The 25596-nt window shown below is 62.1% G+C and carries 24 protein-coding genes; 10 read left to right on the forward strand and 14 right to left on the reverse strand.

Features of this window, described 5'->3' with window-relative positions; translation table 11 throughout:
• Positions 1-22 precede the first annotated feature (22 nt).
• On the reverse strand, positions 23-856 hold the full coding sequence (locus AB4Z15_RS05090; protein WP_442016364.1) for a helix-turn-helix transcriptional regulator: 834 nt from the start codon (positions 854-856) through the stop codon (positions 23-25).
• A gap of 86 nt (positions 857-942) precedes the next feature.
• Between AB4Z15_RS05090 and ilvD the strand changes: the two genes are divergently transcribed.
• On the forward strand, positions 943-2805 hold the full coding sequence (gene ilvD / locus AB4Z15_RS05095; RefSeq protein WP_442016365.1) for a dihydroxy-acid dehydratase: 1863 nt from the start codon (positions 943-945) through the stop codon (positions 2803-2805).
• A 7-nt stretch (positions 2806-2812) separates the two neighbouring features.
• On the opposite strand, the gene AB4Z15_RS05100 is transcribed toward ilvD, so the two are convergent.
• Positions 2813-3049, reverse strand: coding sequence for a hypothetical protein (locus AB4Z15_RS05100; RefSeq protein WP_442016366.1), 237 nt, complete (start codon positions 3047-3049; stop codon positions 2813-2815).
• Positions 3046-4845 carry a thiamine pyrophosphate-requiring protein gene (locus AB4Z15_RS05105; RefSeq protein WP_442016367.1) on the reverse strand — a complete coding sequence of 600 codons (1800 nt, stop codon included), beginning with the start codon at positions 4843-4845 and terminating at the stop codon, positions 3046-3048. Before AB4Z15_RS05105 ends, AB4Z15_RS05100 begins: the two co-directional genes overlap by 4 nt.
• Before the next feature lie 117 nt (positions 4846-4962).
• On the opposite strand from AB4Z15_RS05105, the gene AB4Z15_RS05110 reads away from it, so the two are divergent.
• A complete protein-coding gene (locus tag AB4Z15_RS05110; protein WP_442016368.1) occupies positions 4963-5202 on the forward strand; it encodes a hypothetical protein in 240 nt (79 codons plus the stop codon).
• 3 nt (positions 5203-5205) lie between these two features.
• Here the strand turns inward: AB4Z15_RS05110 and AB4Z15_RS05115 are convergent, their stop codons facing one another.
• Positions 5206-7362, reverse strand: a complete 2157-nt coding sequence (locus AB4Z15_RS05115) for an amylo-alpha-1,6-glucosidase (RefSeq protein WP_442016369.1) — start codon at positions 7360-7362, stop codon at positions 5206-5208.
• A gap of 165 nt (positions 7363-7527) precedes the next feature.
• Positions 7528-7785 carry a hypothetical protein gene (locus AB4Z15_RS05120; protein WP_442016370.1) on the reverse strand — a complete coding sequence of 86 codons (258 nt, stop codon included), beginning with the start codon at positions 7783-7785 and terminating at the stop codon, positions 7528-7530.
• Between the two features lie 165 nt (positions 7786-7950).
• On the opposite strand from AB4Z15_RS05120, the gene AB4Z15_RS05125 reads away from it, so the two are divergent.
• Complete coding sequence (locus AB4Z15_RS05125; RefSeq protein WP_442016371.1) at positions 7951-8307, forward strand: cupin domain-containing protein; 357 nt, start codon at positions 7951-7953, stop codon at positions 8305-8307.
• A 76-nt stretch (positions 8308-8383) separates the two neighbouring features.
• Here the strand turns inward: AB4Z15_RS05125 and AB4Z15_RS05130 are convergent, their stop codons facing one another.
• The 7 genes from AB4Z15_RS05130 to AB4Z15_RS05160 form a co-directional block, all read right to left on the reverse strand.
• Positions 8384-9076: a GntR family transcriptional regulator gene (locus AB4Z15_RS05130; protein ID WP_442016372.1), complete on the reverse strand. Its 693-nt coding sequence runs from the start codon at positions 9074-9076 to the stop codon at positions 8384-8386.
• A 40-nt stretch (positions 9077-9116) separates the two neighbouring features.
• Positions 9117-10571, reverse strand: a complete 1455-nt coding sequence (locus tag AB4Z15_RS05135; RefSeq protein ID WP_442016373.1) for an NAD-dependent succinate-semialdehyde dehydrogenase — start codon at positions 10569-10571, stop codon at positions 9117-9119.
• Positions 10572-10597: 26 nt separating this feature from the next.
• Entirely contained in the window at positions 10598-11851 is a 1254-nt protein-coding gene (locus AB4Z15_RS05140) for an aspartate aminotransferase family protein (protein WP_442016374.1), read from the reverse strand.
• A gap of 79 nt (positions 11852-11930) precedes the next feature.
• On the reverse strand, positions 11931-13061 hold the full coding sequence (locus AB4Z15_RS05145; protein WP_442016375.1) for an FAD-dependent oxidoreductase: 1131 nt from the start codon (positions 13059-13061) through the stop codon (positions 11931-11933).
• 3 nt (positions 13062-13064) lie between these two features.
• Positions 13065-13832, reverse strand: coding sequence for an amino acid ABC transporter ATP-binding protein (locus tag AB4Z15_RS05150; RefSeq protein ID WP_442002864.1), 768 nt, complete (start codon positions 13830-13832; stop codon positions 13065-13067).
• The gene (locus AB4Z15_RS05155; RefSeq protein WP_442002863.1) at positions 13829-14761 is read right to left on the reverse strand and encodes an amino acid ABC transporter permease; all 933 of its coding nucleotides are present in this window, start codon (positions 14759-14761) and stop codon (positions 13829-13831) included. Before AB4Z15_RS05155 ends, AB4Z15_RS05150 begins: the two co-directional genes overlap by 4 nt.
• Before the next feature lie 13 nt (positions 14762-14774).
• On the reverse strand, positions 14775-15698 hold the full coding sequence (locus AB4Z15_RS05160) for an ABC transporter substrate-binding protein (protein WP_442002862.1): 924 nt from the start codon (positions 15696-15698) through the stop codon (positions 14775-14777).
• A gap of 258 nt (positions 15699-15956) precedes the next feature.
• Here AB4Z15_RS05160 and AB4Z15_RS05165 point away from each other — a divergent pair, with 258 nt between their 5' ends.
• The 6 genes from AB4Z15_RS05165 to AB4Z15_RS05190 are packed head-to-tail and all read left to right on the forward strand — an operon-like array spanning position 15957 to position 22695.
• Positions 15957-16631: a haloacid dehalogenase type II gene (locus AB4Z15_RS05165; RefSeq protein WP_442016376.1), complete on the forward strand. Its 675-nt coding sequence runs from the start codon at positions 15957-15959 to the stop codon at positions 16629-16631.
• A gap of 27 nt (positions 16632-16658) precedes the next feature.
• The gene (locus AB4Z15_RS05170; protein WP_442016377.1) at positions 16659-17936 is read left to right on the forward strand and encodes an NAD(P)/FAD-dependent oxidoreductase; all 1278 of its coding nucleotides are present in this window, start codon (positions 16659-16661) and stop codon (positions 17934-17936) included.
• A 33-nt stretch (positions 17937-17969) separates the two neighbouring features.
• Entirely contained in the window at positions 17970-19520 is a 1551-nt protein-coding gene (locus tag AB4Z15_RS05175) for an aldehyde dehydrogenase family protein (protein WP_442016378.1), read from the forward strand.
• On the forward strand, positions 19517-20635 hold the full coding sequence (locus tag AB4Z15_RS05180) for a tartrate dehydrogenase (RefSeq protein ID WP_442016379.1): 1119 nt from the start codon (positions 19517-19519) through the stop codon (positions 20633-20635). The genes AB4Z15_RS05175 and AB4Z15_RS05180 overlap by 4 nt, the downstream gene beginning before the upstream one ends.
• Entirely contained in the window at positions 20632-21615 is a 984-nt protein-coding gene (locus AB4Z15_RS05185) for a D-2-hydroxyacid dehydrogenase (protein ID WP_442016380.1), read from the forward strand. The genes AB4Z15_RS05180 and AB4Z15_RS05185 overlap by 4 nt, the downstream gene beginning before the upstream one ends.
• 39 nt (positions 21616-21654) lie before the next feature.
• Positions 21655-22695, forward strand: coding sequence for an NAD(P)-dependent alcohol dehydrogenase (locus tag AB4Z15_RS05190; RefSeq protein ID WP_442016381.1), 1041 nt, complete (start codon positions 21655-21657; stop codon positions 22693-22695).
• Positions 22696-22704: 9 nt separating this feature from the next.
• Here AB4Z15_RS05190 and AB4Z15_RS05195 read toward each other — a convergent pair whose 3' ends face one another.
• Positions 22705-23553: a LysR family transcriptional regulator gene (locus AB4Z15_RS05195; protein WP_442016382.1), complete on the reverse strand. Its 849-nt coding sequence runs from the start codon at positions 23551-23553 to the stop codon at positions 22705-22707.
• Between the two features lie 86 nt (positions 23554-23639).
• On the opposite strand from AB4Z15_RS05195, the gene AB4Z15_RS05200 reads away from it, so the two are divergent.
• Positions 23640-24611 carry an EamA family transporter gene (locus tag AB4Z15_RS05200; RefSeq protein WP_442016383.1) on the forward strand — a complete coding sequence of 324 codons (972 nt, stop codon included), beginning with the start codon at positions 23640-23642 and terminating at the stop codon, positions 24609-24611.
• Here the strand turns inward: AB4Z15_RS05200 and AB4Z15_RS05205 are convergent.
• Positions 24526-25557, reverse strand: coding sequence for a LacI family DNA-binding transcriptional regulator (locus AB4Z15_RS05205; RefSeq protein ID WP_442016384.1), 1032 nt, complete (start codon positions 25555-25557; stop codon positions 24526-24528). The genes AB4Z15_RS05200 and AB4Z15_RS05205 overlap by 86 nt on opposite strands.
• Between the last annotated feature and the right edge of the window lie 39 nt (positions 25558-25596).

Raw genomic sequence — 25596 nt, forward strand, 5'->3', positions numbered from 1 at the left:
GTGTTGCCAAGCAACATAGTCGCTAGTTTCCCTTCCCCATCAGCCGCTGCATCTGCTCGCCTGCGTTGCTCCCAAGCGCCGGTGTGTAGACCACGATATGGAGATCAGGCCTATCCGACGGCGAGACCTGGTGGTGCTCCATCTGCAGCACACCCACCGCCGGATGATGGAAGAGACGTTCACGGGACTCGAAGCCCAGGATGTCGTAGCGGTCCCAGCTTTCCTGGAACTCCGGGCTGGCTTGCTTGAGCCGTTCAACTTGGAACTCAACATCAGGATCGCCAAGGCGCTGACCCGTTTCGGCCCTGAACTCGGCAAGGAACCGCTTGCTGGTCACGTCCCAATCCGGGAGCAGATCGCGGACGTAGGGATCCGTGAAGACGAGCCACAACAGGTTCCTGTCCGAGGCGTCGAACGTCCCTATGTTCGGGTACAGGGCCTCGTAGGCCTTGTTCCAGCCAGCAACTCCCCAGTCCGGCGAAAGTGCATAGGCAGGGTTGGGATCCAAGGCCTCCAGTAGCCGTTGTACGTGCGGGGGAGCATCAGCTGCAACGGGCCCCTTTGGCATGGCGGACGAATAGCCGCCTAACGACAGAACGTAGCTGAGCCCGGTGTCGGATAGATGCAGCGTGCGGGCTACGGCCTCGAGCACCTGCCGGGAAGGGCTGATATCCCGGCCTTGCTCAAGCCAGGTGTACCAAGTGACGCTGACTCCGGACAGGAACGCGATCTCTTCCCGGCGGAGGCCCCGCTCCCGGCTCCGCCCCACTGGAGGAAGTCCATAGTCAGAACGCAGGGCTTGGTTTCGGCGGGTCCTGAGGAAGAGTCCCAGTTCCTTGCGTCTCTCATCTTTCACGGACCCAACACTATTACTCTGGTACTTTCACTACTAGTAGCAGCACCGTCTTCCACCCGCCGTAGAACAACAGCAGGATGGTACACATGCCTGCACTTCGCTCCAGAACAGTCACTCACGGCCGCAACATGGCCGGCGCCCGCGCACTGCTGCGCGCTTCCGGCGTCGCCAACGCGGACATCGGTAAGCCGATCATCGCCGTCGCCAACAGTTTCACCGAGTTCGTTCCCGGCCACACCCACCTTGCTCCTGTGGGCCGGATCGTCTCTGACGCGATCCTCGCCGCCGGCGCAGTGCCGCGCGAATTCAACACCATCGCCGTGGATGACGGCATCGCCATGGGTCACTCCGGCATGCTCTACTCCCTGCCGTCCCGCGACCTGATCGCGGACTCCGTTGAGTACATGGTCAACGCCCACTGCGCCGACGCACTGGTCTGCATCTCCAACTGCGACAAGATCACCCCGGGCATGCTCATGGCGGCCCTGCGCCTGAACATCCCCGTGGTGTTCGTTTCCGGCGGTCCCATGGAGGCCGGCCGCGTGACGCTGACAGACGGGTCCGTGCGCTCCCTGGACCTGGTGAACGCGATTGCCGACGCCGTGGACGAATCCATCTCCGATGAAGACATCAACCTCATCGAAGAGAACGCCTGCCCCACCTGCGGTTCCTGCTCGGGCATGTTTACCGCCAACTCCATGAACTGCCTCGCCGAGGCCATCGGCCTGGCCCTGCCCGGCAACGGCTCCGTCCTTGCAACCCACACCGCCCGCAAGGCGCTGTACGAGAAGGCCGGCACCACAATCGTCGAACTCGTGAAGCGCTATTACGACGGCGACGACCACTCCGTACTGCCGCGCTCCATCGCCACCGCCGAGGCCTTTGACAACGCCATGGCCCTGGACATCTCCATGGGCGGCTCCACCAACACGATCCTGCACCTGCTGGCCGCGGCCCAGGAGGCGGGGGTGGACTATGGCTTGGAAGAGATGGACGCCAAGTCCCGCCAAGTGCCCTGCCTGGCCAAGGTGGCCCCGAACGTCGCCGGAGACAAGACCTATTACATGGAGGACGTACACCGCGCCGGTGGCATCCCCGCACTCCTGGGTGAGCTGAACCGCGGCGGCCTCCTGCACAAGGACGTCCACTCCGTGCACTCTGATGACCTGGACGGCTGGCTGGACGACTGGGACATCCGCGGCGGCAAGGCCACCGAGGAGGCGCAGGCACTATGGCACGCCGCTCCCGGTGGTGTCCGCTCCTCCACAGCTTTCTCGCAGTCAAACAAGTGGACCTCACTGGACACCGATGCGGAGGGCGGCTGCATCCGTTCGGTGGAGCACGCCTACTCCAAGGACGGCGGCCTGGCTGTGCTGCGCGGCAACGTAGCAGTGGACGGTGCCGTGGTGAAGACCGCAGGCGTGGACGAGTCCATCTGGACCTTCGAAGGCCCGGCAGTTGTGTGCGAGTCACAGGACGAAGCCGTGGAAATGATCCTGAACAAGACCATCAAGGAAGGCGACGTGGTGGTCATCCGCTACGAAGGTCCCAGGGGCGGCCCGGGCATGCAGGAAATGCTCTACCCGACGTCGTTCCTCAAGGGTCGTGGCCTGGGCAAGAAATGCGCCCTCATCACGGACGGCCGCTTCTCCGGCGGCACCTCCGGCCTGTCGATCGGGCACATCTCGCCGGAGGCTGCCTCCGGCGGCGCCATCGCTTTGGTGGAGAATGGCGACATCATCAGCATCGACATCACGCAGCGCTCCCTCCAGTTGCAGGTCTCGGACGAGATCCTTGCCGAACGCCGTGAAAAACTCGAAGTCAACGGCGGTTACAAGCCGAAGAACCGCGACCGCCAGGTGTCTCCCGCGCTGCGTGCCTACGCCGCCATGGCACTGTCGGCGGACAAGGGCGCCGTCCGCGACGTCTCTTTGGTGGAGAACCTCTAAGCACAGGTCAGGACTGTTCGGGCGTTTCTCCGTTGGCGATGGCCTCGATCCAATCGATGGCTTCGTCCGGCATCTGCAGTCCCGGACCGTCCTCCTCGGCGACCCACCATGAATCAGCCGGTTGTGGTCCGCCGGCCCCCGCGATCTCGGCAACGATTTCCGGGGGCACGGCGGCGCCGTTGTTATTTATCAACCATTCACGGGTCATGGGACTCAACTGCGTCCACCACTGCTGGATGTTCATTTGACCTCCGCCTCCGCATAGCTGTCCAGTAGCTTCCGAGCCCGCTCGCCGTCGGCGCCTTCTTCTGCCAACGCGGACCGCATGTCTTCGAGCTTCTTTTCCCCGGCAGGGAAGGGCGGAAGCAGCGGGATGTCCGGGTCTGTCAGGACCTCCAGGACTGCAGGGCGGTCCAGCGAGAACGCGTAATCCCACGCGTCGCCGAGCTTGGCCGGGTCCTCCACGCGTATTCCTGCCAGGCCCAGCAGCTCCGCATAGGCGGCGTAAGGAAAGTCCGGGATCTCCTGGCTGGCATTGAACCGCGGTTCAGCCTCATTTTCGCGCTGCTCCCAGGAGACCTCAGCAAGGTCGCGGTTGTTGAAAACGCACACCACGAACCGGGGATCGGCCCAGTTGCGCCACCGATGCGCCACGGTGATCAGCTCCGCGATGCCCAGCATCTGCATCCCTCCATCCCCGGCGAGTGCCACAAGAGGCCGGTCCGGGTAGGCAAGCTTGGCAGCCAGACCGTAGGGAATCGCACAGCCCATGCTGGCGAGCGTGCCGCTCAGATGGGCCGGGACTCCCGGCGGGAGGATCAGCTGGCGGGCGTACCAGTAAACGCAACTGCCGACGTCGATACTCAACTGTGCGTTGTCCGGAAGCCTGCCGTTGAGTTCGCGGACCACGAGTTCCGGGTCCACGGGATCTGCCGGTATGTTGGCGCGTTCCTCCGAGAGATGACGCCAGGCGCGGACCTGGGTTTCGACGTCGGAACGCCGCTGGGTACGCGCACTTTCCGGCTGGTTGGGCTGCTGATCGAGCCGCTGGGTGAGTTCCGCCAGGCACGCGGCCGCATCGCCCACAACCCCAACCTCCACGGGGTAACGGTTGGCAACCTTCCGGCCATCAATGTCGATCTGGACAGCTTTGGCAGTTCCAGGTTCGGGGTAGAACTCCGTCCAGGGATCGTTGGAGCCGATGATCAGCAGTGTGTCGCAGTTGTTCAGGACGTAGGCACTGGCAGGGGTGCCGAGGTGACCCATGGTGCCGGCAGCGAAGGGCAGCGTCTCGTCGACGTGCGGCTTTCCCAGCAGGCTGGTGGTGATGCCGGCCTGCAGCTTTTCGGCCAGCGCCTGGACCTCGGTCCGGGCACCGCGGGCTCCCTGGCCCACCAGGAACGCTACCCGCTCACCCTTGGAAAGGATCTCGACGGCGGCATCCAGGTCTTCCTCCCGCGGCATCACCCGTGCGGGGTGCCATACAGGGGCGGTGACAACGATTCCGTGCTCATGTTCGAGTTCGGGTGCCTCTGCGGACTGGATGTCGTGGGGGATGATCACGACGCACGGGGACTTCGTCTCCAGCGCTGTTCGGAACGCGCGATCCAAGAGCATGGGAACCTGTTCCGGGGAGCTGGCGAGCTGTGCAAATTGTGCCGCAACGTCCTTAAACACTGTCAGCAGGTCAATTTCCTGCATGTAGGCCGAGCCCAGGACGGTGGTACTTTGCTGGCCGATGATCGCCACCACTGGAACGCCGTCCATTTTGGCGTCGTACAGTCCGTTGAGCAGGTGGATAGCGCCAGGACCTTGCGTCGAAGTCACCACCCCGACGCCGCCGGTGTATTTTCCGTGCCCCACGGCCATGAAGGCGGCTGCTTCTTCGTGCCTTGCCTGCACGAATTCCACCGCATCCTGTGCTCTGCGGAGCGCGCCCATGAAACCGTTGATGCCGTCGCCGCTGTATCCGAAGACCCTGTCCACGCCCCACGCTTGAAGGCGTTCCACGATGAGGTCCGAAACTGTTCGTTCGGCCATGCCTGAAATTCCTCTCGCTAGGTACTATCGTCAATTGTTGACAATTGCTACGCTTGGTTCATCACCTGAAACCCGGGCCAAGCATCCGCCGAAGCCCCCTTGCGTGAAGGACCTCCCATGAAGAAGCGACGCCCCGCTACCCTGGCTCCAGAGCTCTTTGAAACATCGCGCACCGGGCACCACTGCCCAAACACCGGATGGTGGTCAGTTGCGGGAGATCCGAGGGCCACGCGTCTCATTACCAAGGGCGAGGTGATGCCTGCCCTGCACGGGACTCCAGCTCTCTGGATCATGCGCGAAACAGCCGCTGGGACCCAAGCCGCCCGACCTGCGGCCAATTTGATGACAACGTCATAGCAGTCAGCCCTCCTTCCGGAGGCCGGCCTGCTGCACGAGTTCGGTCAACCAGGGCCGGTGTCCTCTGTGGAAGACCATCCCGTCCGGAAGCCCCTGCACGGTGGGAACGGAATCGGCGATATCGATGGTTACCCGGCCGCCACCCATGGGCGCGTTGGTGATATGCAGGTCGCCGTAGGACGCCGGCAGTTGGGGATCCATCCAGAACCCGCCACGCGACACATGGGCGTCGTACCTCATCAGGCTGGTGACCAGTTGGATGGGGGAGGTGGCTGCCCACGCTTGCGGCGAGCACGCCGTGGGGTACGGAACGGGCTCGCTGTATTGCTCCCTGCTGAAGCCACAGAACAGCTCCGGGAGCCGCCCTTCGGAGTAGTCGGCCGCTTCGAGCAAGGCCGTCGAAATTCGTTGGGCCTCCTCCACGAATCCGTAGCGCATCAGGCCGGCGGCAATAACGGCATTATCGTGCGGCCACACGGAACCGTTGTGGTAGCTGGCCGGATTGTAGGCGCCCATGTCGGTTCCGAGGGTGCGCACACCCCACCCACTGAACATCTCCGGAGACATCAGCCGTTCGGCCACGAGTGGCGCCTTGTCCTCGTCCACCAACCCCACCCACAGGCAATGCCCCATGTTCGAGGCGCACGCGTCAACCTGCCGTTTCTTGCCGTCCAAAGCGATCGCGTAATAGCCGCGGTCCGGCATCCAGAACTGCTCGTTGAACCGGACCTTTAACTCCGCCGCGCGGTCGACGAGTTCCCGCGCCAAAGGTGCGTCACCGGCGTCGTACGCTATCCACGCGCGTGCCATGTACGCGTCATAGACGTACGCCTGAACCTCGCAGAGGGCGATAGGCGGCTCAGCCACGCGCCCGTCCGCAAAATTGATGCCGTCCCACGAGTCCTTCCAGCCCTGGTTGATCAGCCCGCGATCATTGAGCCGCTGATATTCGACGAATCCATCACCGTCCCTGTCGCCATAGTCCCGGATCCAGTCCAGGGCCCTGTCCGCGTTGGGCAGCAAGGCCGCGATAGTCTCCTGGGCGAACCCCCACCGGCTGACCGACCCCAGCAAAACCACGAACAGCGGGGTGGCATCGATGCTGCCGTAGTAAACGGATTTGCCGCCGAGCGACAGTCCGCTGGAGACGTCCAGCCTGACTTCGTGCAGGATCTTCCCGGGCTCTTCCTCGCTGATGGGATCCACCACCTTGCCTTGCCGGTCAGCGAGAGTTTGCAGCGTGCCCAGGGCGAGTGACGGATCAACGGGCATGGCCATCTCCGAGGCCCACAGGGAGTCACGGCCAAACAGCGTCATGAACCACGGCGCTCCTGCTGCCACAACCACCCTGTCCGGGTGAGTGGGGTCTTCAATGCGGAGGGCGCCGAGATCGTCATAGCTGCGCCGCAGTGTCCTCTCGATGGAGTGGTTACCCATGTGCAGCACGGGAATTTTGGCCACCCATTCCTGGCGGCGCTGATCGCTGCGGGACAGCTCGCCGACGGCGGGACGCACCACAGGCGCTGCAGGCGCCCCTCCCTCAGTTCCGGGAGCAATGGTGACCACGGTGCTCCAGTGCCCGCGTGGAGGGATAGTGGTCTGATATCTGAGGCCCTCGCGGGTCGCCTCGGCAACATCGGAACTTACGACGACGGACTTCCGGACATCCTGCCACCTGGAGCGGATGGTCAGTGTGTTGTGGTGGTACTCGCGGGACTCCTCCCACTGCCTCTGGACCCGCGCTTCCTTGACTTCGAAAACGTCCGCGAAGTCCGAGCCCACTGCGAATTCGACCAAACATTCCACGGGTTCCATCGAATGGTTGCGGATAGTGACGTGCTCGACCATTCCCACGCCTACTTCCCGTAAGCGCTCCACGATCAGCGGTGTATCCGCATACCCGTCGGATCGTGTGACGCGGCCGGCGAAGGCTGCCCTGTAGGGCTCTTTTGTCTGGGCGGTCAGAGGCTCCAGCGACTGGCCGTTGATGGTGAGGACCCAATCGGACAGGACCCGGGTGTCCTGGAAAAACATGCCGTGGGGATGGTCCGGGTGAATATCGCCATTAGGCAGGGAGATGCAGAAGGACGTGCCTTCCACCAAAGTGACAGTCCCGGCGCCGAGGGGTCCGGCTGCTGTATCTGCATTCCATCCAGCCACTGTATGGCTCCTCTAAGAACCAAGGACGGCCAGTCCCTGTTCCAGGCTCCCGGCTGTCCTGCTACATCGTCACCTCGACGGTACTCTTGCTGGCCTGCCGGGGCTAGAGCGTTGGTAGCTGTTGCTTTGCGCTGTCAGCCGGGGGCGCTGTCAGTCACGGGGCTGTCAGCCTTGGGAGGCGACCAGCAGATCGTAGTCATCATCGATGTGGAAAAGCCGCCGTTCGCCGATGCGGTCTATTACCCAGATCGTTTGTCCGTCCGCAGTCCGATCTTCCACAGTGCCTCTGTGGTACTCGTAGCCGCGGAGGCTGAGGGAAACTACATCTCCAGCTTCCAGGGAGTTCCAGAGCGATACCCTTCGGCTTTGCGCGCTGCATGCGGCAGGAGTACTTTCCAGGCTGTTTTTCCAGATGAGTTTCATGGGGAAGTTCTCCTTGGTGACGGGGCTGGCATCGGTGGCAGGGCGTCCGCTGAATATTTTCTCCTTCAAGCCTATCGTCGATTGTTGACAATTGCTAGGATGGAAACTGTGCTTTCCAAAGACGGCAGGCACGTTCAAAAGGGCGCAGCCCCAGAAGGAGAATCCATGATCAAGGCCACTGTCATGAGCGACGCAACAACGCAGGACCCGGGGGAGCACATCCCCAAAGCAACCACCAGCACACCGGGCCAGACTGAGGTCTCGTTCCGTTTGTGGGCCCGCGATAACCACAAGACGGGCATCTGGGAGGTCACGCCGGGCGTGTTCAAGAGCACCCGACCGGGTTATGACGAGATCTGCCAGATCCTTAGTGGCAAGGCGACCATCACGGAAGAAGACGGAACCAGCTTCGACATCGGTCCCGGAACGTTGTTCGTTACTCCGGCAGGATGGACGGGCACCTGGACCATCCACGAGACGCTGCGGAAGATGTGGGTTGTCACGGACGTTCCCACAAACTAACTGCATGCAGGAAGGGCCCGGTTCACGTGAACCGGGCCCTTCCTGTATGGGGACTTTCCTAGGCAGTAATTCCCGCCTAAGCAGTAATTCCCGTTACTTCCGGGCTGGAAGTGAGGTCCTGCACGGCCTTCTGCATGTGGCGTTTGATGGCCTGCTGAAGTCCGCTACGGTCCCGGGCCTCAAGGAGGTCAAGGAGCTGCTGGTGCTCCTGCACAAGTGCATCAATGCGGGGATATGCCACCTCCAGGCTCAAAATACACATCCTGGATTCGGCAGCAAGAGTCTCATAAATACGTATGAGCCGCGTGTTTCCAGTGCCTGAAACAAAGGCCGTGTGGAATTGCATGTCGAGGCGGGCAATGGCCTGCCAGTCCGAGGCCGCAACCTGCTTGGCCATGTTCCGGATGATGCCCTTGAGCTCTCGGCAGGTATCCGCCACCTGCTCTGCGTCCGAGTCCAAAAGCGTGTTTGCCGCGGCCAACTCCACTGCTTCACGGACAGCGTAGATCTCTTTGACATCCTGCGTGGAAAGCTCCAGCACGAAGACACCGCGGTTGCGCTTGCTCACCAGGATGCCTTCCTGGCAAAGCCGTTGGAGAGCCTCGCGGAGCGGACCCCGCGAAGTGCTCAGCTGGCTGGCCAAGGCAGATTCATTGACCTGCTGGCCAGGTCTGAAGGCCCCTTGGACAATGAGCTCACGTAATTGGTCAGCGATCAGCTGGGCCGTGGGCCGGCCTTCCAATACGAACATTCCCTCCGGTGCCGCCATTGACATCCCCTCATTTCATGCTTCGGCAATTTTGAAACTATTAGACCGCTATTGCGGTGTACTTGTACTCCAGGAATTCTTCGATTCCAATTTTTCCGCCCTCGCGTCCGAGTCCGGATTGCTTGACGCCGCCGAACGGTGCCGCGGGGTTGGAAACCAGGCCGGTGTTCAGGCCGACCATTCCGACTTCCAGTTCCGCGGAGAACCGCAGTGCCTTGTCCATGCTCTCTGTGAACACGTACCCCACCAGGCCCCACTCAGTGTCGTTTGCCAGGCGGAGAACTTCGTCCTCACTGTCGAACGCGGTGATTGCTGCGACCGGGCCGAAGATTTCCGTGCTCATCAGCGCGGCGTCTGTGGGCACATCTACCAGGACAGTGGGGGTGTAGAAATAGCCGGGGCCATCCGGACGGCTTCCGCCGGTCAGTACGCGTGCTCCCTTGGATACTGCATCTGCAACGAGGCTTTCGACCTTTTCCAGGCCCTTCTGTTCGATGAGGGGCCCGACGTCGGTACCAGCCTTGGCGCCGTTGCCTACCTGCAATTCTGACATCTTCTTGGAGAACTTCTCGCCAAATTCCTCTACGACGGAGCGGTGGACGAAGAAGCGGTTTGCTGCTGTGCAGGCCTCGCCCATGTTTCGCATCTTGGCCTTCATGGCGCCGTCCACGGCCTTTTCGATGTCTGCATCGGCCAGCACGATGAACGGGGCGTTGCCGCCGAGCTCCATGGAGGAGCGCATCACGTTGTCCGCCGCCTGCTTCAGCAGAACCTTGCCCACTTCCGTGGAACCAGTGAAGCTGATCTTTCGGGCGATGCCACTGTCAGTCCAGGTCCGGACCACCGTGGAGGCGGTGGACGTTGTCACAACATTCAGCACGCCGTCGGGAAGGCCGGCCTCCTTGAACAGGGCGACCAAGGCCAGCGACGTCAACGGTGTCAGCTCAGCAGGCTTGAAGACCATGGTGCAGCCGGCAGCAACGGCCGGGGCGATCTTGCGGGCACCCATGGCAAGCGGAAAGTTCCACGGAGTCACCAGGACTGAGGGGCCCACTGGTTCCTTAGTGATGAGGATACGGGTGTTTCCATCCACGGAGCTGGCGCTGTCACCGCCAATGCGGACTGCTTCTTCCGAGAACCAGCGGAGCATTTCGGCGCCATAGGCTACCTCGCCCCTAGCTTCTGCGAGTGGCTTGCCCATCTCCGCCGTCATGATCGCGGCGAGCCGGTCCGTGTTGGCGATCACCAATTCAAAAGCGCGTCGAAGGATATCGGCACGCTGACGAGGTGTGGACTTGCTCCACTCCGCCTGTGCGCGACCCGCTGCCTGAATAGCCGCGGCAGCGTCTTCAGGGCCGCCGTCGGCAACGTGGGCAATCACTTCGTTCGTGGCAGGGTTCTCAACGGCGAAGGTGGCACCACTGGCTGCTTTCTGCCACGTTCCGTCAATGAACAGGTCCGTTGGGATGGTGGAGGGATCAAAGGAGGTAGTCATGGTCGCTCTTTCAGTGATCAGGGGGACTAGGAGGTGGCCGTCTTGAGCGCCTGGGTGAACTTGGACAGGCCTTGCTGAATTTCATCGCTGCTGACGTTCAGGGCCGGGATCAGGCGAATGACGTTGCCATGCGGACCGCAGGTGAGGAGCAGGAGTTCTTCCTTGATGGCGGCCTGTTGGACGGCGAGGGCAGTTGCTGCGTCCGGGGTGTTGTCGGCGGCGGTGAACTCAACGCCCTGCATCAGGCCGCGGCCACGCACGTTGCCGATTCCCGAGAATTCCGTTTGCAGATTGTCCAGTCCTGCGCGCAGTTCGTCACCGCGCAGCAAGGCGTTCTCCACGAGGTTCTCCCGCTGGATCACACCCAAGGTTGCGACGCCGGCTGCTGCGGCGACTGCGTTGCCGCCATAGGTTCCGCCCTGGGAACCTGGCCAAGCCTTGCCCATCAAGTCGGCGGAGGCGGCGATTGCGGAGATGGGGAAGCCGCTGGCAAGTCCCTTGGCGGTGATCACGACGTCTGGGGTGATTCCGGCCCAGTCGTGTCCCCAGAACTTGCCCGTGCGTCCGACTCCCGCCTGGACCTCGTCCAGGATGAGCACGATGCCGTGCTTGTCGGCGCGCTCACGCAGGCCTTGGAGGAATGCGACAGGGGTGGGGATGTACCCGCCGTCGCCCAGAACGGGTTCGATGATGAACCCGGCAGTATCGCTGGGGGCGCTGATTGTCATCAGAAGGTGGTCGAGTTCCTTCAGGGCAAATTCGACGGCGGTGGCTTCGTCCCAGCCGTACCGGTACCAGTGCGGGAACGGGGCAACGTGAACGCCGCCCATGATGGGGGAGAAGCCTGAGCGGAACTTGGTTCCCGCAGTAGTCAAGGAGGCGGCCGCTACTGTGCGGCCGTGGAACCCACCCTGGAAGGAGATGATGTTGGGCCGTCCGGTGGCCATGCGGGCCAAACGGATGGAGGCCTCTACTGCTTCAGAGCCGGAGGTTGCGTAGAAGACGCTGTCCAAGCCCTGTGGCAGGACGCCACCCAGCAGTTCCGTGAGTTCCAGGAGGGGCTTGTGCATCACGGTGGTGTACTGGGCATGGACAATCTTGCCCACCTGTTCGCGGGCTGCGGCCACCACGTCGGGGTGGCAGTGTCCGGTGCTGGTGACGCCGATTCCGGTGGTGAAATCCAGGTACTTCTTGCCATCTGTGGCGTGGATCCAACTACCGGACGCGTAGTCCACGACCACTGGAGTGGCCTGCTTCAGGATGGGGCTAAGTGTTGCCATGGCTTCATACTTTCTTAGTAACTGTAGATTGTCAACAATACGCGATTCGCGGGCGGTTAGCCCGCGAATCGTGTGATGCCTAGTTCTTGAACCTCTGTGGACGGACGAAGTCCAGGCCGTCAAAGCCGCCCTTGCCAAGTGCCTCGCTGGCAGCGATCTGGCCGTAGCCGGAAGCCATCTTGAAGCCGGCCCCGGAGAACCCGGTGGCGGAGTAGATCCGGCCTGACTCAGTGAAGAAGCCCAGGAGGGGCTGCGAATCCGAGGTGAAGAGGTCCGGGAAGGCATCCGAGCGGACGATGCTGGGAACCAAGCCCGGGAAGAATTCGGTAACCGTCTCAGTGGTTTCTGCAATCTCCGCTTGGGTTAGGTCCCTGGGCACTGAGTCTGCGGCCGGCGTCGGTGCTCCGCGGCCGTCGAGGGTGGCTTTCACAGTGACGCCATCCACCGCGGGCGCTCCATACATGGAGCGATCGCCGGAAATCCTGATGAAGATGGGGAACTTCTCCGGCGTGAACTGGGTTGCGTCGCGGGCGACGAACCAGCTCAGGAAAATCCTGCGGGTTTCCGTGTGTGCCTTCAGGTACTCGGGCATGAGCTGCTGGGACCACCCACCGGAGGCGATGATCACCCGTTCGAAGGTCCAGGACTGTTCGCCGGAGGTGACGACAACGCCGTCGTTGGTTTCGGTGATGCTGCTGACAGGAGTATTGCTGAGGACGGTTGCCCCGTTTGCCTGTGCCGCTGCAACCGCCGCGGTAACTGCCCGATCCGTGCGAAGTGCGCCGCCGAAGGGATCGTAAACGGCGACGTCATCAGCCCGGAGGTTGTGCTGCGGGTAGCGTTCCGCCATTTCCTCACGAGTGAGGATTTGGTGCCTCGCTCCGTTGATCCGGGTAGTTTCCAGCAGCTTGGGAATGTAGGGTCCATCAACTGTGCCGATGGAGAGTCCGCCACACCGGGTGAGGATATCCTGTCCCGTTTCTGCTTCGAGCTCGGCCCAGAGATCCCGTGAGCGCTCCAGGATGGGGTAGTAGTCCGGCCTTCCCCTGTAAAGCATCCGGAACAGGCGGGTGTCGCCACCTACCGCACTTCGGCCATGCCCGGGGGCGTGTGCTTCGAAGCCGACCACGGAATCGGACAACCGTGAGGCCTGCCAGAGTGCCATGCTTCCGATGCTGCCCAGGCCGATGACGGCGAGTTTTCCATCCATCGCTTAGAGCACCTGCTTCAGGAAGGCCTGGGTGCGTGCTTCTTTGGGGTTCTTCAGGATTTCCCGGGCGTCGCCGCGTTCCACCACGTAGCCCTCGTCCATGAAGATCAGGGAATCGGCCACTTCGCGGGCGAAGCCCATCTCGTGGGTGACGACCACCATGGTCATGCCCCTTTTGGCGAGGTCCTGCATGACAGCCAGGACTTCCCCTACCTTTTCGGGGTCAAGGGCACTGGTGGGTTCGTCGAACAGGATGATTTCCGGATCCATGGCCAAAGACCGGGCGATGGCCACGCGTTGCTGCTGCCCGCCGGAAAGTTCGGCCGGGTAGCGGTCGCCGAAAGCGCCGAGGCCCACGCTCGTCAGCAGTTCCTGGGCGCGCTTGGAGGATTCCTTCTTGTCGGCACCTTTGACGAGCACGGGGCCTGACATGACGTTCTCGCGGGCGGTCATGTTCGGGAACAGGTTGAACTGCTGGAAGACCATGCCTACCCGTGTACGTTGCTGGGCAAGCTTCTTGGGGGGCAGCGCGTGGTAAGCGTTGTCGGTCTCGTAGTAGCCGAAATCATCGCCGTTGACTTTCAGGATTCCGGAGTCCACGGTCTCCAGGCCGTTGATGCAGCGCAACAGGGTGGACTTGCCGGAACCGCTGGGTCCGATAATGCAGCAGATTTCACCGCTGGCAATATCGAGGTCGATATCGTGGAGAACGGTCTTGTGCCCAAAGGACTTACGAATTCGGCGGGCTTGGATCGTGCCGTCGTTGCTCATCGTGCGATTCCTTCCGGCGCTGTCAGTTGGACTTTCCTGGCCTTGCGGGGAACCCGGGCGGAGGTATGGGAGTATTTCTGTTCGAGCTTGGACTGCGGGTAGCTCAGCACCAACGTCATCACGAGATACCAGAGGCTCGCCACGATCAGCAGCGGGATGGTCTCGTAGGTGCGTGCGTAGATGAGCTGGGCGCTCTGGAGAAGTTCCGCAACACCCAGGACGCTGACCAAGGATGTTTCCTTGAACATTCCGATGACCTGGTTGCCGGTAGCCGGAATGATCGAGGGCATGGCCTGGGGAATGATGATCTTGCGCATCTTCGTAGCGGCGCTCATTCCCAGGGAGTCCGCGGCTTCGATTTGGCCCTTGCCCACCGAGGAGAACCCGCCGCGGATGATTTCTGCCATGTATGCGGCTTCGTTCAACGTCAGGCCGACCAAGGCTGCGGTGATCGGGCCCATGAGTGCATTCGTGTCGATCGCGGTGCCGATGTCGGTAAACGGGATCCCGATGGTCAGGTTCGGGTACAAGGCCGAAATGTTGAACCAGAAGATCAGCTGGACCAGCACCGGGGTACCGCGGAACAGGGTGATGAAAACGCCCGCTGTGGCCGCGATCGGTTTGACTTTCGAGGACCTCATGATGGCAATGACCAGGCCGAGGAGGGTGCCCAAGGCCATGCTGGCGACCGTAAGGAAGATGGTGAGCATCAGCCCGCGGAGGATCGATTCGTGGGTGAAGTACTTGGCCACGACGTCCCACTTGAAATTGGGGTTGGTGGAGACCGAGAAGAGGATGCCCGCGCCAAGCAGGATGGAAACCACCCAAGCGACGTATTCAAAAGTACTTCTGCGACGAAGACGGGGCTTGAGTGCCGGATCGATTCCGTTCATTGTCGGTTTGCTTCCGTTACTGATGGTTTGCACCATGGGAGCACCTCTCCTAGTTGAGTTTTGCGTCCGTGATGGCACCGGACTCGAGGCCCCAGTTGGCGAGGGACTTCTTGTATTCCGGGCTGTTCAGGACCGACTGGATGGCGGCCTGGAGGGCGGGAGTCAGGGCAGATCCCTTTTTGACGCCGATAGCGGTGAGGTCGCTGGAGCCAACGTTAACCTGCGGTGTCAGGATGGTGAAGGCTTTCGGCTGCTGCTTCTCGGCCCAGGCGAGGGAGGTTGTGTCGTAGAAGATGCCGTCGATGCGCTTGGACGCCAGCTGGGTCAGGGCTTCCTGGACGTTGGGCAGCGTCACGGCGTTGATCGCTGGCTGTCCCTTGGAGGTGCAGGTCTGCTCGTTAAGGGCCGGGAGCCGCTTGAGCTGGCCGGTGGAGCCCTGGGTGACGGCGATGTTCTTACCGCACAGCGTCTCGTTGGTGAGTTTCAGCGGGTTACCCGCGGCCACGGCCACCGAGTTGCCGGCCTTGAAGTAGTCGATCATGTCCAGGACCTTCAGCCGCTCATCGGTCTTTGACATGGTCGTGGCGGTGAAGTCGTAGCGGCCACCGTCAAGACCAGGGACGATCGTGTCGAACTTCGTGTCCTGGAACTTCAGCTTCAGGCCGAGCTTCTTGGCCACCAGGCGGGCGATGTCCGGGTTCAGGCCGATCGCCGTCGAGTTGTCCTCGGCAAGGAACGTCGTCGGCGGGTAGTGCAGGTCCATTGCGACCGTCAGCTCGCCCTTGTCCTTATAAGATGCCGGCAGGAGGCTCACGGCCTTTTCGTCGGGCTGGACGCCCTCGGAGATGTCAGTGGTGTTTGAAGTCTTGCTGTCTGGCGTATCGCTGCTGTTAGCTGTTCCGCCGCAGGCGCTCAGTGCGAGTAGTACGGCAAGTCCTGCGGCTGCAGTCTGGGCCTTGGTTCGAATCTTCATGGTGCTTCCCTTCGAGGGAGTCGGTCACTGGGGAGGGAGAAGTTCTAGGTTGTAATGTGATCCGGATCTCTCCGTCATCTAATGCAATGCAACCCCCTCAACAGTAGATTGTCAACAATTGACAGAAACTTTTTTCAGGTAAGTCCTTGGTTGAGAACCGTTCTAAATACCGCCTAGAAACTGTTGACAATTTACAATTTGGCCCCCTAGAGTCGAATCACAAGCCCCCTTCCATCTCCCTAAAAGAACGGAAACCCCATGGCAGAGACCAACTTCCGGCCGAAGTACATCTCCTTCGATGTCTACGGCACGCTGATCAACTTCGACATCGATCCCACAACCCGGCGGCTGCTTGATGGACGTATCTCCGAAGAGCAGTGGCCTACGTTCAAGAAGCAGTTCCGTGGCTACCGCTTCGACGAGGTCCTTGGCGACTACAAGCCGTATGAGGCGATCCTTCAGGATTCCTTTGACCGCGTGTGCAAGCGCTGGGGCATTGGGCCCACCGAAGGTGCCGGCGCAGCGTTCGCTGAGGCTGTCCGCGTCTGGGTTGCCCACGAGGACGTGCCGGCCCCGCTGAAGCTCATGGGCGATAACTACCAGCTTGTGGCTCTGTCCAACGCCGACACCAGCTTCCTGGACATCAGTATTCCCAAGCTCGGTGCAGAGTGGCACGCCGTGTTCACGGCTGAGCAGGCCCAGGCCTACAAGCCGCGCTATCAGGCCTTTGAGTACATGCTCGATACCCTGAACGCCAAGCCGGAGGACTTCCTGCACGTCTCCTCGCACACCAGGTACGACATGCACCCGATGCACGACATGGGCTTCCGTAACCTCTGGATGCTGGACCGCGGCTATGACCCCATTGGCCAGGGCTACGACCTCAACACTGTTACGTCCTTGGACGAGCTCAACAAGCACCTCGGTCTCTAAACAGACTTCCAGGCGAAAGGTCATACCGTGAAACTTGTTCCCTACTGGCTCGATACTACAGAGCCTTCCGGCGATTACCGTCGCACTCCGGTCCCGGAAAACGTTGATGTTGCGATTATCGGTGCCGGTTTTACAGGGCTGTCAGCAGCCCTTGAATTCGCCAAGCAGGGCGCCAGCGTGGCCGTTTTCGAACGCCACACCGTTGGCTGGGGTGCTTCGGGCCGTAACGGGGGAATGGCTACGACCGGTTTGGCCATTGGCTTCAGCACGGCAGTCAAGCGCTACGGGGCTCCGCGGGCAGTTGAGATGTTCCGCGAATACAACGACGCCATCGAAACCATCGAGAAGCTGGTTCACGACAACGGCATCGATTGCGACTTCAAGCGCTTCGGCAAGCTCTCCCTCGCGTTCCACAAATCCCACTACGACGGCTTCCTGAAGTCCCAGGAGCTGCTCGCGAACCTGGTTGATCACCACGTGAAGGTCATCCCCAAGTCCGAGATCCACAGCGAAATCGGAACGGACTTCTACCAGGGTGCCATGATGGATCCGCTGGGTGCGGGGCTCCACGTAGGGAAGTTCGTGCACGGTCTGGCCAAGGTGGCAGCTGACAACGGCGCAGCCATCTGCGAGAACGCATCGGTCACTGAGCTGAACAAGGTCTCGGGGACAGTGCACGATGTGCACACCACCCGTGGAATTACCCGGGCCAAGCAGGTCCTGGTCGCCACCAGCGGCTACACCGGCAACGTCACCCCGTGGCTGCAGCGTCGCGTGATCCCGGTGGGCAGCTTCATCATCTGCACGGAGCCTCTGTCCGAAGAGGTAGTGAACCGTATCCTGCCCAACAGGCGCCAGGCCTCTGACAGCAAGATGCTGACCTACTACTTCAGGATCACGCCGGACAACAGGCTGCTGTTTGGTGGCCGGGCCCGATTCGCTTTGTCCAGCCCGGACTCGGACGTCAAGAGCGCCGAAATCCTGCACAAGGCCATGACTGAGCTCTTCCCGTACCTCTCCAAGGCCAAGGTGGACTACATCTGGGGCGGCCTGGTGGATCTCTCCATGGACCAGATGGTCCATGCCGGCCAGCATGACGGCCTCTTCTACTCCCTTTGCTACAGCGGCCATGGTGTTCAGATGGCGGCCCACATGGGTAAGCGGATGGCCCACTACATGGCTGGCGACAAGTCGGCAAATGTGTGGGAAGACCTGAAGAACCCGCCGGTGCCCGGCCACTTCGGCCCGCCATGGTTCCTGCCCTTCATTGGTGGAGCCGCGAAGATCATCGACCGTATCAAGTAGACATCCCGCTAGCCAGGCAAGGTAAAGGTTCCCATGAGTTCATCAACAACCGTCGCTGGAGCGCGCCCAAAAACAGCTGAGGAAACGGCCTACAGGCGGGCAAACGTTGCGGCCCTTCCCGGTGGTGCGTTCCTCGAAGGCCTGTGGGAGACCGCTGACAGGATCCTGGAAGTCCGGGACCCTGAAGACGGCCTGCTGCTGGGCACTGTGTGTTCTTCAACCCTGCAGGATGTCCGTCGGGCGGTTGCCCATATTCACCGCCACCTCCTGGATGATGAATGGCCTCTGCGGGAACGCCGCGAGGCCTTGGAAAGGGCCGCGGTGCTCCTGGCTGAGCAGTCGGTCCGCTTCTCGGAGATTATTGCCGCGGAGAGCAGCAAGACCATCAACGAGGCCGAGCGTGAAGTGCGCCGGTGCATCGAGACGTTGCGGCTTTCGGCGGCAGCGTCGAGCGAACTCGTCGGGGAGACTCTCGGCTTTGAGGACAGCATGGCCGGAGGCAACAAGATCGGCTGGTACAGCCGGAAACCTGTTGGCATCATCGCCGCCATCACGCCCTTCAACGATCCGCTGAACCTCGTGGCACACAAGCTGGGCCCGGCGCTGATCGGAGGCAACGGCGTCGTACTTAAACCCTCGGGCCGCACACCGCTGACCGGGCTGGCTTTCGTTCAGCTGTTGCTTGAGGCCGGCGTTCCGACAGGTCGCATTGCCGCGATCGTGTCCGGACCCGGGGTGTCCGAAGCGATCGTGACCGACCCCCAGGTGGACCTCATCTCCTTCACCGGCGGGCCGGCGACGGCGGACCGGATTGCTGCCGCTGCAGGCGCCAAGAAGATCCTTTCGGAGCTGGGCGGCAACAACGCTACGATCATCTGCGCCGACGCCGAACCGGCAACCGCTGCTGAGGCGATCGTCGCCGGGGCGTTCGGTGTGGCTGGCCAGAATTGCCTGTCCGTCCAGCGCGTTTACGTCCACATTTCGCTGTTCGACGAAGTCGTTGAAAAGGTACTCACGGGGACCCGCGCGCTCCGCGTCGGAGAGAAGATGGACCGCAACACCGACATCGGTCCCCTCATCACAGAAGCCGAGGCCCGCCGGGTGGAGGCGTGGGTGGAGGAAGCCAAAGCGGCGGGCGCCACCGTTCGTGTGGGCGGTCAGCGCCACGGCGCCTTCTACCAGCCAACCGTGCTGACAGATGTTCCGGCAGACGCCCGCGTCATCGTTGAAGAGGTGTTTGGCCCCGTGGTCAGCATCATGCCCTTCATCCAGATCTCTGACGCCATCCACGCGGCCAATGCCTCCGAATACGGGCTCCAGGCCGGTGTCTTCACCGAATCCATTGACCTGGCCCTGGCAATTGCCGACAAGCTGCACGTCGGGGCGGTGGTCATCAACGAGACCAGCGACGTCCGGATCGACTCGATGCCTTTTGGCGGGTTCAAGAAGTCCGGCGTGGGCCGTGAAGGGGTCAAGCACGCAGTCCGGGAAATGACCGAGCCCAAGAGCACCATTATCAAACTGGCGGAGGCCGCCACCCGCTGGCAGCAGCTGACGGGCACCTCAGAACGGAATGCATCATGACTACCCACAAAATCGCGGTCATCGCCGGCGACGGTATCGGCAAGGAAGTGGTCCCCGCGGCCATCGAAACCCTGGAACGAATCGCTGAAATCCACTCCATCAACCTGAAGTTCACGCACTTCGACTGGGGATCTGACTACTACGCCCAGCACGGACGCATGATGCCGGTGGACGGCCTGGAGCAGCTGGCGCAGCATGACGCCATTTTCCTGGGTGCCGTGGGCTCCCCGGAGGTGTCCGACGCTGAATCGCTGTGGGGGTTGTTGATTCCCATCCGCCGCGAATTCCAGCAGTACATCAACCTGCGTCCGGTAAAAACGCTCGACGGCGTGAAGTCGCCCCTGGCGAACAAGGAACCGATCGATATCCTCATCGTGCGTGAAAACAACGAAGGGGAATACTCGGAGGTCGGCGGACGCATGTACCGCGGCCTGCCCCACGAAACCGCAGTCCAGGAAACCATCTTCACCCGCCTGGGAGTATCACGGGCCGCGCACTACGCCGCCTCGCTCGCGTCCTCCCGCAGGGGCCACCTCACCTCGGCCACCAAGAGCAACGGCATTATCCACACCATGCCCTTCTGGGACGAGGTAGTGGAAGAAACCACCCGCCTCTACCCTGACGTGACGCTCACCAGCGAACTGGTGGACGCCTTGGCTGCGCACCTGGTCCTCAAACCCTGGACCCTGGACGTCATTGTTGCCTCGAACCTGCTGGGCGACATCCTCTCGGACCTGGGCAGCTCCGTCACCGGCTCCATCGGTGTGGCGCCCAGCGCGAACCTGAACCCCGAAGGTGATTTCCCATCCCTCTTTGAACCGGTGCACGGATCTGCGCCGGACATCGCGGGCAAGGGACTGGCAAACCCTGTGGGCCAGATGTGGTCCGGCGCAATGATGCTCCAGCACCTGGGCCACCCGGAGGCTGCTGAACACCTGCAGCTGGCCTTCGAGTCCGCACTGCGGGAAGGGCTCGGGACCCGCGACGTAGGAGGCCCTTCGTCGACGTCGGAGTTCACTGCCGCTGTTATGGCCGCGATCGATGTCATTGATGTGCTTGGCTCGATCGAGGCCGGCACGGCAACCAAGTCTGCGGGAGCACCGGCGTCGTCATGACGGTTACCCCTGGACGCAAGAGGCCTGTTGTCGCGGCACTGTACCGGGAGGCTTTACCGCCCCGGTTGGAGGAGATCGAAGCCCTGGCCGAGGTCCGACTGACCAAGGCCGAGGGACTGGCTGAAGCGATGGACGGTGCCGATGTCCTGTACCAGTGGCATTCGTTTTCCCTTGCCTTGCGGGAGAACTGGGACGCGGCGTCGTCGCTGAAATGGGTCCACGTAACAGCAGCGGGCGTCAGCCAACTCCTGTTCGACCAGCTCATCCAGAGCGATGTGGTCTACACGAACTCCCGCGGAGTGCTGAGCCGTGCAATTGCCGAATTCGCGCTGGGCTTCGTCCTGGATATTGCGAAAGACTCGCAGGGCTCGTTCAAGCTTCAACAGCAGCAGCGCTGGCAGCACAGGGTCACCCGTAAGATCCAGGGCCAACGCGCTTTGGTGGTGGGCACTGGTTCCATCGGGCGGGAAATCGCGTCGCTGTTCCGTGCCGTGGGTCTGCAGGTCAGCGGTGCCGGACGAAGCAGCCGTCCAGGGGATGAATTGTTCGACGAAATTCATTCTTCCCGGGACCTGGCCGGGATCTCCGGGGACTTCGACTACCTGGTCCTGGCGGCGCCACTGACTGAACAGACCAAGGGACTTGTGGACGCTGACGTCCTTTCCGCCATGAAATCCACCGCACACCTGATCAATGTGGGCCGTGGGGAGCTGGTACGGACGGACGCGCTGATGGATGCGCTGACCTCCGGATCCATTGCAGGGGCAGCACTGGACGTAGTCCATCCCGAGCCGCTTCCCGCGGGGCATCCTTTGTGGAGCATGGACAACGTCATCATCACACCCCACATGAGCGGCGACACCGAGGACTACCTCGACGATCTGGGGCAATTGTTCGTGGACAACCTGCGACGGTTCAGCCAGGGCGAACCCCTGCAGAACATCGTGGACAAAACCCTTGGGTTCGTCCCGGCCTCCTGATCCTGTTTCCCGTTTTCCGTTTCCCGAAAGAAGGATCACATGCCTACTACCGTGAAGGCCTATGTCGCCTCTTCTCCCACCGCGGACCTCACCCCGGGCACTGTGGAACGGCGCGATCCCGGTGACTTCGATGTGCAGATTTCCATCAGGTACACCGGAATCTGCCACTCGGACATCCATGCTGCACGCGGAGACTGGGCCAGTAACTACCCCCTGGTGGTTGGCCACGAGATCGTCGGAGTGGTGGAAGCCATCGGTCCAAGAGTCACCCGTCATTCGGTGGGGGACCGCGTGGGAGTGGGCTGTTTCGTTGATTCCTGCAGGGAATGCGTCAATTGCCGTGCAGGCGAGGAGCAGTATTGCCTGCAAGGTGCCACGAGCACGTACAACTCCTTCGGCCGTGACGGCCTGCCCACCGCCGGCGGTTACAGCACAAGCATCGTGGTGGATGAGAACTACGTCCTCAGAATCCCCGACGGCATAGACCTCCAGGAGGCGGCCCCACTGCTGTGCGCGGGAATCACCATGTACGCGCCGCTGCGTAACTGGAAGGCCGGGCCAGGCAAGCGCGTGGCCATCATAGGTATGGGCGGACTGGGCCATATGGGCGTGAAGATCGCTGCGGCTTTGGGAGCTGAAGTCACGGTGCTCAGCCAATCGCTCAAAAAGCAGGAGGACGCCGTCCGGCTCGGCGCCAACAGTTACTACGCAACATCCGAACCCGCAACCTTCGAATATTTGAAGGGCCAGCTGGATCTGATCATCAACACCGTCTCTGCGGACATCGATGTGGATGCGTATCTGTCCTTGCTTGCCTTGGACGGCACCATGGTCCTCGTGGGACTGCCCTCCAAACCGCTGAGCCAGCGCGCGTGGTCGCTGGTGGAATTCCGACGCAACCTCAGTGGATCCAGGATGGGCGGAATCCGGCAAACCCAGGAAATGCTGGACTTCTGTGCTGCCCACAGCCTGGGGGCAGACGTGGAAGTCATTCACGCAAGCCAGATCAACGAAGCATTCGAACGGGTACTCGCCAGCGATGTCCGCTACCGCTTCGTCATCGACGCAAGCACTTTCTGATTGCAGTCATCATGCGTACAACCGCGTCAGCAACGCCACAATCCGCTCGCGCTCCTGCTGCGGATCCTTCGTGGACCACGCGAGGTACACGGACACCGGCGAGGCGTCGCGCACCGGACGATAGATGATGCCCCGACGCCGATACTGGTGAGCCGTCGACTCGGCAGTCATGCCTCGCGCCGCCCCGCTGCCGATCGTCGTCAACCAATCATCCACATCGTTAATGGGCACGATATCCGGCCGCCCCTCCTCCGCCCACAGCTCAAGAGTTGTGCTGCCCGTCCGCAAGTCCATGGCCACCGGTCGCTGAGCCACCTGCGCCATGGTTACGGAACGTCGCGATGCCAGGGGATCGTCCGAGGACATGGCACAGTACCGCTTCTCCTCGCCAATCCGGACATGCTCGACGCCGGGCGCATCCGGAAGGCGTCGAAGGATGGCCAAGTCGGTGGTTCCGTCGGCAAGGCCACCGGTAGGGGAGTTGGAGTGCACGAGTTGCAGCTCCACGCCCGGTATTGCGACCGCCCATCGGCGTTGGAACTCCATGGTGTGCTCGCCTAGGGCGGACCACGCGTAGCCGATCCGGATCTTTCCGGTACCGGACCGGGCCTCCCTCTCGAGGTCGCCCAGAAGTGAGAGGACGCGACGTGCCTTGGCGACGACGCGCTCGCCGGAGGGAGTCAGGCCAACGCTGCGGGTGGTCCGTTCCAGGAGCCGTACCCCGAGAACCTGTTCGAGCCCGGAGATGTTGCGTGAAACAGCCGCTTGGGACATACCCAGGTCAATAGCGGCATCCGTAAATGTGCCTTCCTCGACTACAGCCAGGAGGCACCGTAATTGCCTCACCTCGACATCCATGCCATCTATCCTATTCATGCATCCACCGCATAAATAGGCTCGTCCAAGCATTTAGTGGATGCGAAGGCCAAGCGCAGAATTTCCCCATGATCGACACCAGCGAAGTTGGAGTAAAGCCATCCCGGAAGGCCGGGGGCGCGGCGACCCTCCTGGCCAGCGCACTTTCGAACCAACTTGGCGCCGCCACGGCATCATTCGCCTTTCCGGTCATGGGGCCAGTAGGTGTTGTGGCGGTGCGCCAGCTCGTGGCGGCGGCTGTTCTCTTGCCGATCGTCCGGCCCCGGCTGAGGGAATTGAGCTGGCGGCAATGGTGGCCTGTCCTTCTCCTCGCCGTTTCGTTCGGCACCATGAATCTCGGCCTGTATGCGTCCATCCAACGGATCGGCCTTGGACTTGCCGTCACCCTTGAATTCCTTGGGCCCTTGGCTGTGGCTTTGATCAGCTCGCGACGAAAGAGCAGTGCGGTCTGCGCTGTGGTTGCTGCATTCGGCGTCCTGGCCATCACCCGGCCGGAGGCATCCATGGACGTCGTAGGGATCGGCTTGGGGCTGATCGCCGCTTGCAGTTGGGCCGCCTACATCCTCCTGAACCGGACCGTGGGCCAAAGAGTGCAGGGTATCCAGGGCACAGCAGCCGCAACAGGAGTGTCGGCGACGCTGTTCCTGCCTGTCGCCGTCGTGGTTTTCATCAGCCAGCCGATCAACGGCTTGGCGGTTCTGTGTGCTGTGGCGGCCGGAATCTTCGCCTCCGTGCTGCCTTACGTGGCCGATCTCATCGCGCTGCGACGGGTCCCCGCGAACATGTTCGGCGTGCTCATGAGCATCAACCCTGTGTTTGCTGCCGTCATCGGTGCCGTGATCCTGCATCAGGACCTGGCCGCGGGGCAGTGGGTGGGGATCGGGCTGATCGTCGCGGCCAATGCCGGGGTGTTGCTGCTGCGGGAGCGCGGGCGCGGCGCGAACGGCGTTGGCCCTAAGCCGGAGCCTGCCCGCTCGACCCCCGGACCTGGAGTTGGGACGGCACCAAGTGCAGCCGCGCAGGGAGATCGGGAGTTGTGAGCCGCTCCAGGATGAACTTGCCGGCCTCGACGCCCACGGCGAGGTTGCCGTTGTCCACGGACGTCAGCGACAGGTGCCGGATTTTGGCCAGGTAAGTGTTGTCGTAACCCACCAGTGAGAGGTCGTCGGGCACGGAAAGTCCGAGGTCGTCTGCAGCCGAAAGAGCGCCGATGCACGCGACGTCGTTGTACGCGAAAATCGCAGTGGGCCTCTCGGGGCCAGCCAGCAACCTGCTCGCTGTGCTGTAGGCGCTCTCTTCGCTCATTCCGCCGCCCGGTACCGCAAGAGGTTCCAGCCCGGCGTCGTGCATGCTGCGTTCGAACGAGGCCCGCCGCAGCTTCCCCACTTCACCTGGCCCCTGAAGGTGCGCAATGCGCTGGTGACCCAGCGCGATGAGATGCTCGGTCGCCTGACGCGCACCGGCGTCGTCATCATTGACCACGATGTCGACGCCGGCAAGTACCGGTTCGCGGGTCCCGGCGAGGACCACGGGGAAGCTTTGGGCAGCCTTCTCGATCGCGGCAGATTCGTTGGTGGTTCCCACTACCACCAGGCCATCCACTCGTTGCTCCAGGAGCGTCTCCACCGAACTCCGGCCCACCCGCTGGTCAGTGTATGAATCGGCGAGAACCGGTGAAACGCCCGCCGAATGCAGCGCCGCCGTGAGTCCCTCAAGAAGTTCCACGAACCACGGATTCCGGATGTCGTTGAGCATGACGCCGATGGTTCCGCTGCGCGGCCCGGAGAGTCGCTGGGCCAGTCGGTTGGGCCTGTAACCCAGGTTTTCCATGGCTTCCATGACGGCACGACGGCGGCTCTCACTGACGTTGGCAGAGCCCTGCAGGACGAGGGAAACCAAGGACTTGGAAACACCCGCTGCGCTTGCGACATCGCGGATGGTTGGCTTGGTTCCCGGCGCGCCGGCGGGGGATGGTGCATCAGGCATGGGGGTCTCGTTCCGGTCTGTCGGTTCGTTCCTAGCTTA

Source organism: Paenarthrobacter sp. 2TAF44, assembly GCF_052114885.1.
GTDB lineage: Bacteria > Actinomycetota > Actinomycetes > Actinomycetales > Micrococcaceae > Arthrobacter.

Excerpts from the sequence above, each read along its gene's own strand:
- ilvD (WP_442016365.1), top strand. The coding sequence starts at position 943 with ATGCCTGCACTTCGCTCCAGAACAGTCACTCACGGCCGCAACATGGCC.
- AB4Z15_RS05100 (WP_442016366.1), bottom strand. The coding sequence starts at position 3,049 with ATGAACATCCAGCAGTGGTGGACGCAGTTGAGTCCCATGACCCGTGAA.
- AB4Z15_RS05105 (WP_442016367.1), bottom strand. The coding sequence starts at position 4,845 with ATGGCCGAACGAACAGTTTCGGACCTCATCGTGGAACGCCTTCAAGCG.
- AB4Z15_RS05110 (WP_442016368.1), top strand. The coding sequence starts at position 4,963 with ATGAAGAAGCGACGCCCCGCTACCCTGGCTCCAGAGCTCTTTGAAACA.
- AB4Z15_RS05120 (WP_442016370.1), bottom strand. The coding sequence starts at position 7,785 with ATGAAACTCATCTGGAAAAACAGCCTGGAAAGTACTCCTGCCGCATGC.
- AB4Z15_RS05125 (WP_442016371.1), top strand. The coding sequence starts at position 7,951 with ATGATCAAGGCCACTGTCATGAGCGACGCAACAACGCAGGACCCGGGG.
- AB4Z15_RS05130 (WP_442016372.1), bottom strand. The coding sequence starts at position 9,076 with ATGGCGGCACCGGAGGGAATGTTCGTATTGGAAGGCCGGCCCACGGCC.
- AB4Z15_RS05135 (WP_442016373.1), bottom strand. The coding sequence starts at position 10,571 with ATGACTACCTCCTTTGATCCCTCCACCATCCCAACGGACCTGTTCATT.
- AB4Z15_RS05140 (WP_442016374.1), bottom strand. The coding sequence starts at position 11,851 with ATGGCAACACTTAGCCCCATCCTGAAGCAGGCCACTCCAGTGGTCGTG.
- AB4Z15_RS05145 (WP_442016375.1), bottom strand. The coding sequence starts at position 13,061 with ATGGATGGAAAACTCGCCGTCATCGGCCTGGGCAGCATCGGAAGCATG.
- AB4Z15_RS05150 (WP_442002864.1), bottom strand. The coding sequence starts at position 13,832 with ATGAGCAACGACGGCACGATCCAAGCCCGCCGAATTCGTAAGTCCTTT.
- AB4Z15_RS05155 (WP_442002863.1), bottom strand. The coding sequence starts at position 14,761 with ATGGTGCAAACCATCAGTAACGGAAGCAAACCGACAATGAACGGAATC.
- AB4Z15_RS05160 (WP_442002862.1), bottom strand. The coding sequence starts at position 15,698 with ATGAAGATTCGAACCAAGGCCCAGACTGCAGCCGCAGGACTTGCCGTA.
- AB4Z15_RS05165 (WP_442016376.1), top strand. The coding sequence starts at position 15,957 with ATGGCAGAGACCAACTTCCGGCCGAAGTACATCTCCTTCGATGTCTAC.
- AB4Z15_RS05175 (WP_442016378.1), top strand. The coding sequence starts at position 17,970 with ATGAGTTCATCAACAACCGTCGCTGGAGCGCGCCCAAAAACAGCTGAG.
- AB4Z15_RS05180 (WP_442016379.1), top strand. The coding sequence starts at position 19,517 with ATGACTACCCACAAAATCGCGGTCATCGCCGGCGACGGTATCGGCAAG.
- AB4Z15_RS05185 (WP_442016380.1), top strand. The coding sequence starts at position 20,632 with ATGACGGTTACCCCTGGACGCAAGAGGCCTGTTGTCGCGGCACTGTAC.
- AB4Z15_RS05190 (WP_442016381.1), top strand. The coding sequence starts at position 21,655 with ATGCCTACTACCGTGAAGGCCTATGTCGCCTCTTCTCCCACCGCGGAC.
- AB4Z15_RS05195 (WP_442016382.1), bottom strand. The coding sequence starts at position 23,553 with ATGGATGTCGAGGTGAGGCAATTACGGTGCCTCCTGGCTGTAGTCGAG.
- AB4Z15_RS05200 (WP_442016383.1), top strand. The coding sequence starts at position 23,640 with ATGATCGACACCAGCGAAGTTGGAGTAAAGCCATCCCGGAAGGCCGGG.
- AB4Z15_RS05205 (WP_442016384.1), bottom strand. The coding sequence starts at position 25,557 with ATGCCTGATGCACCATCCCCCGCCGGCGCGCCGGGAACCAAGCCAACC.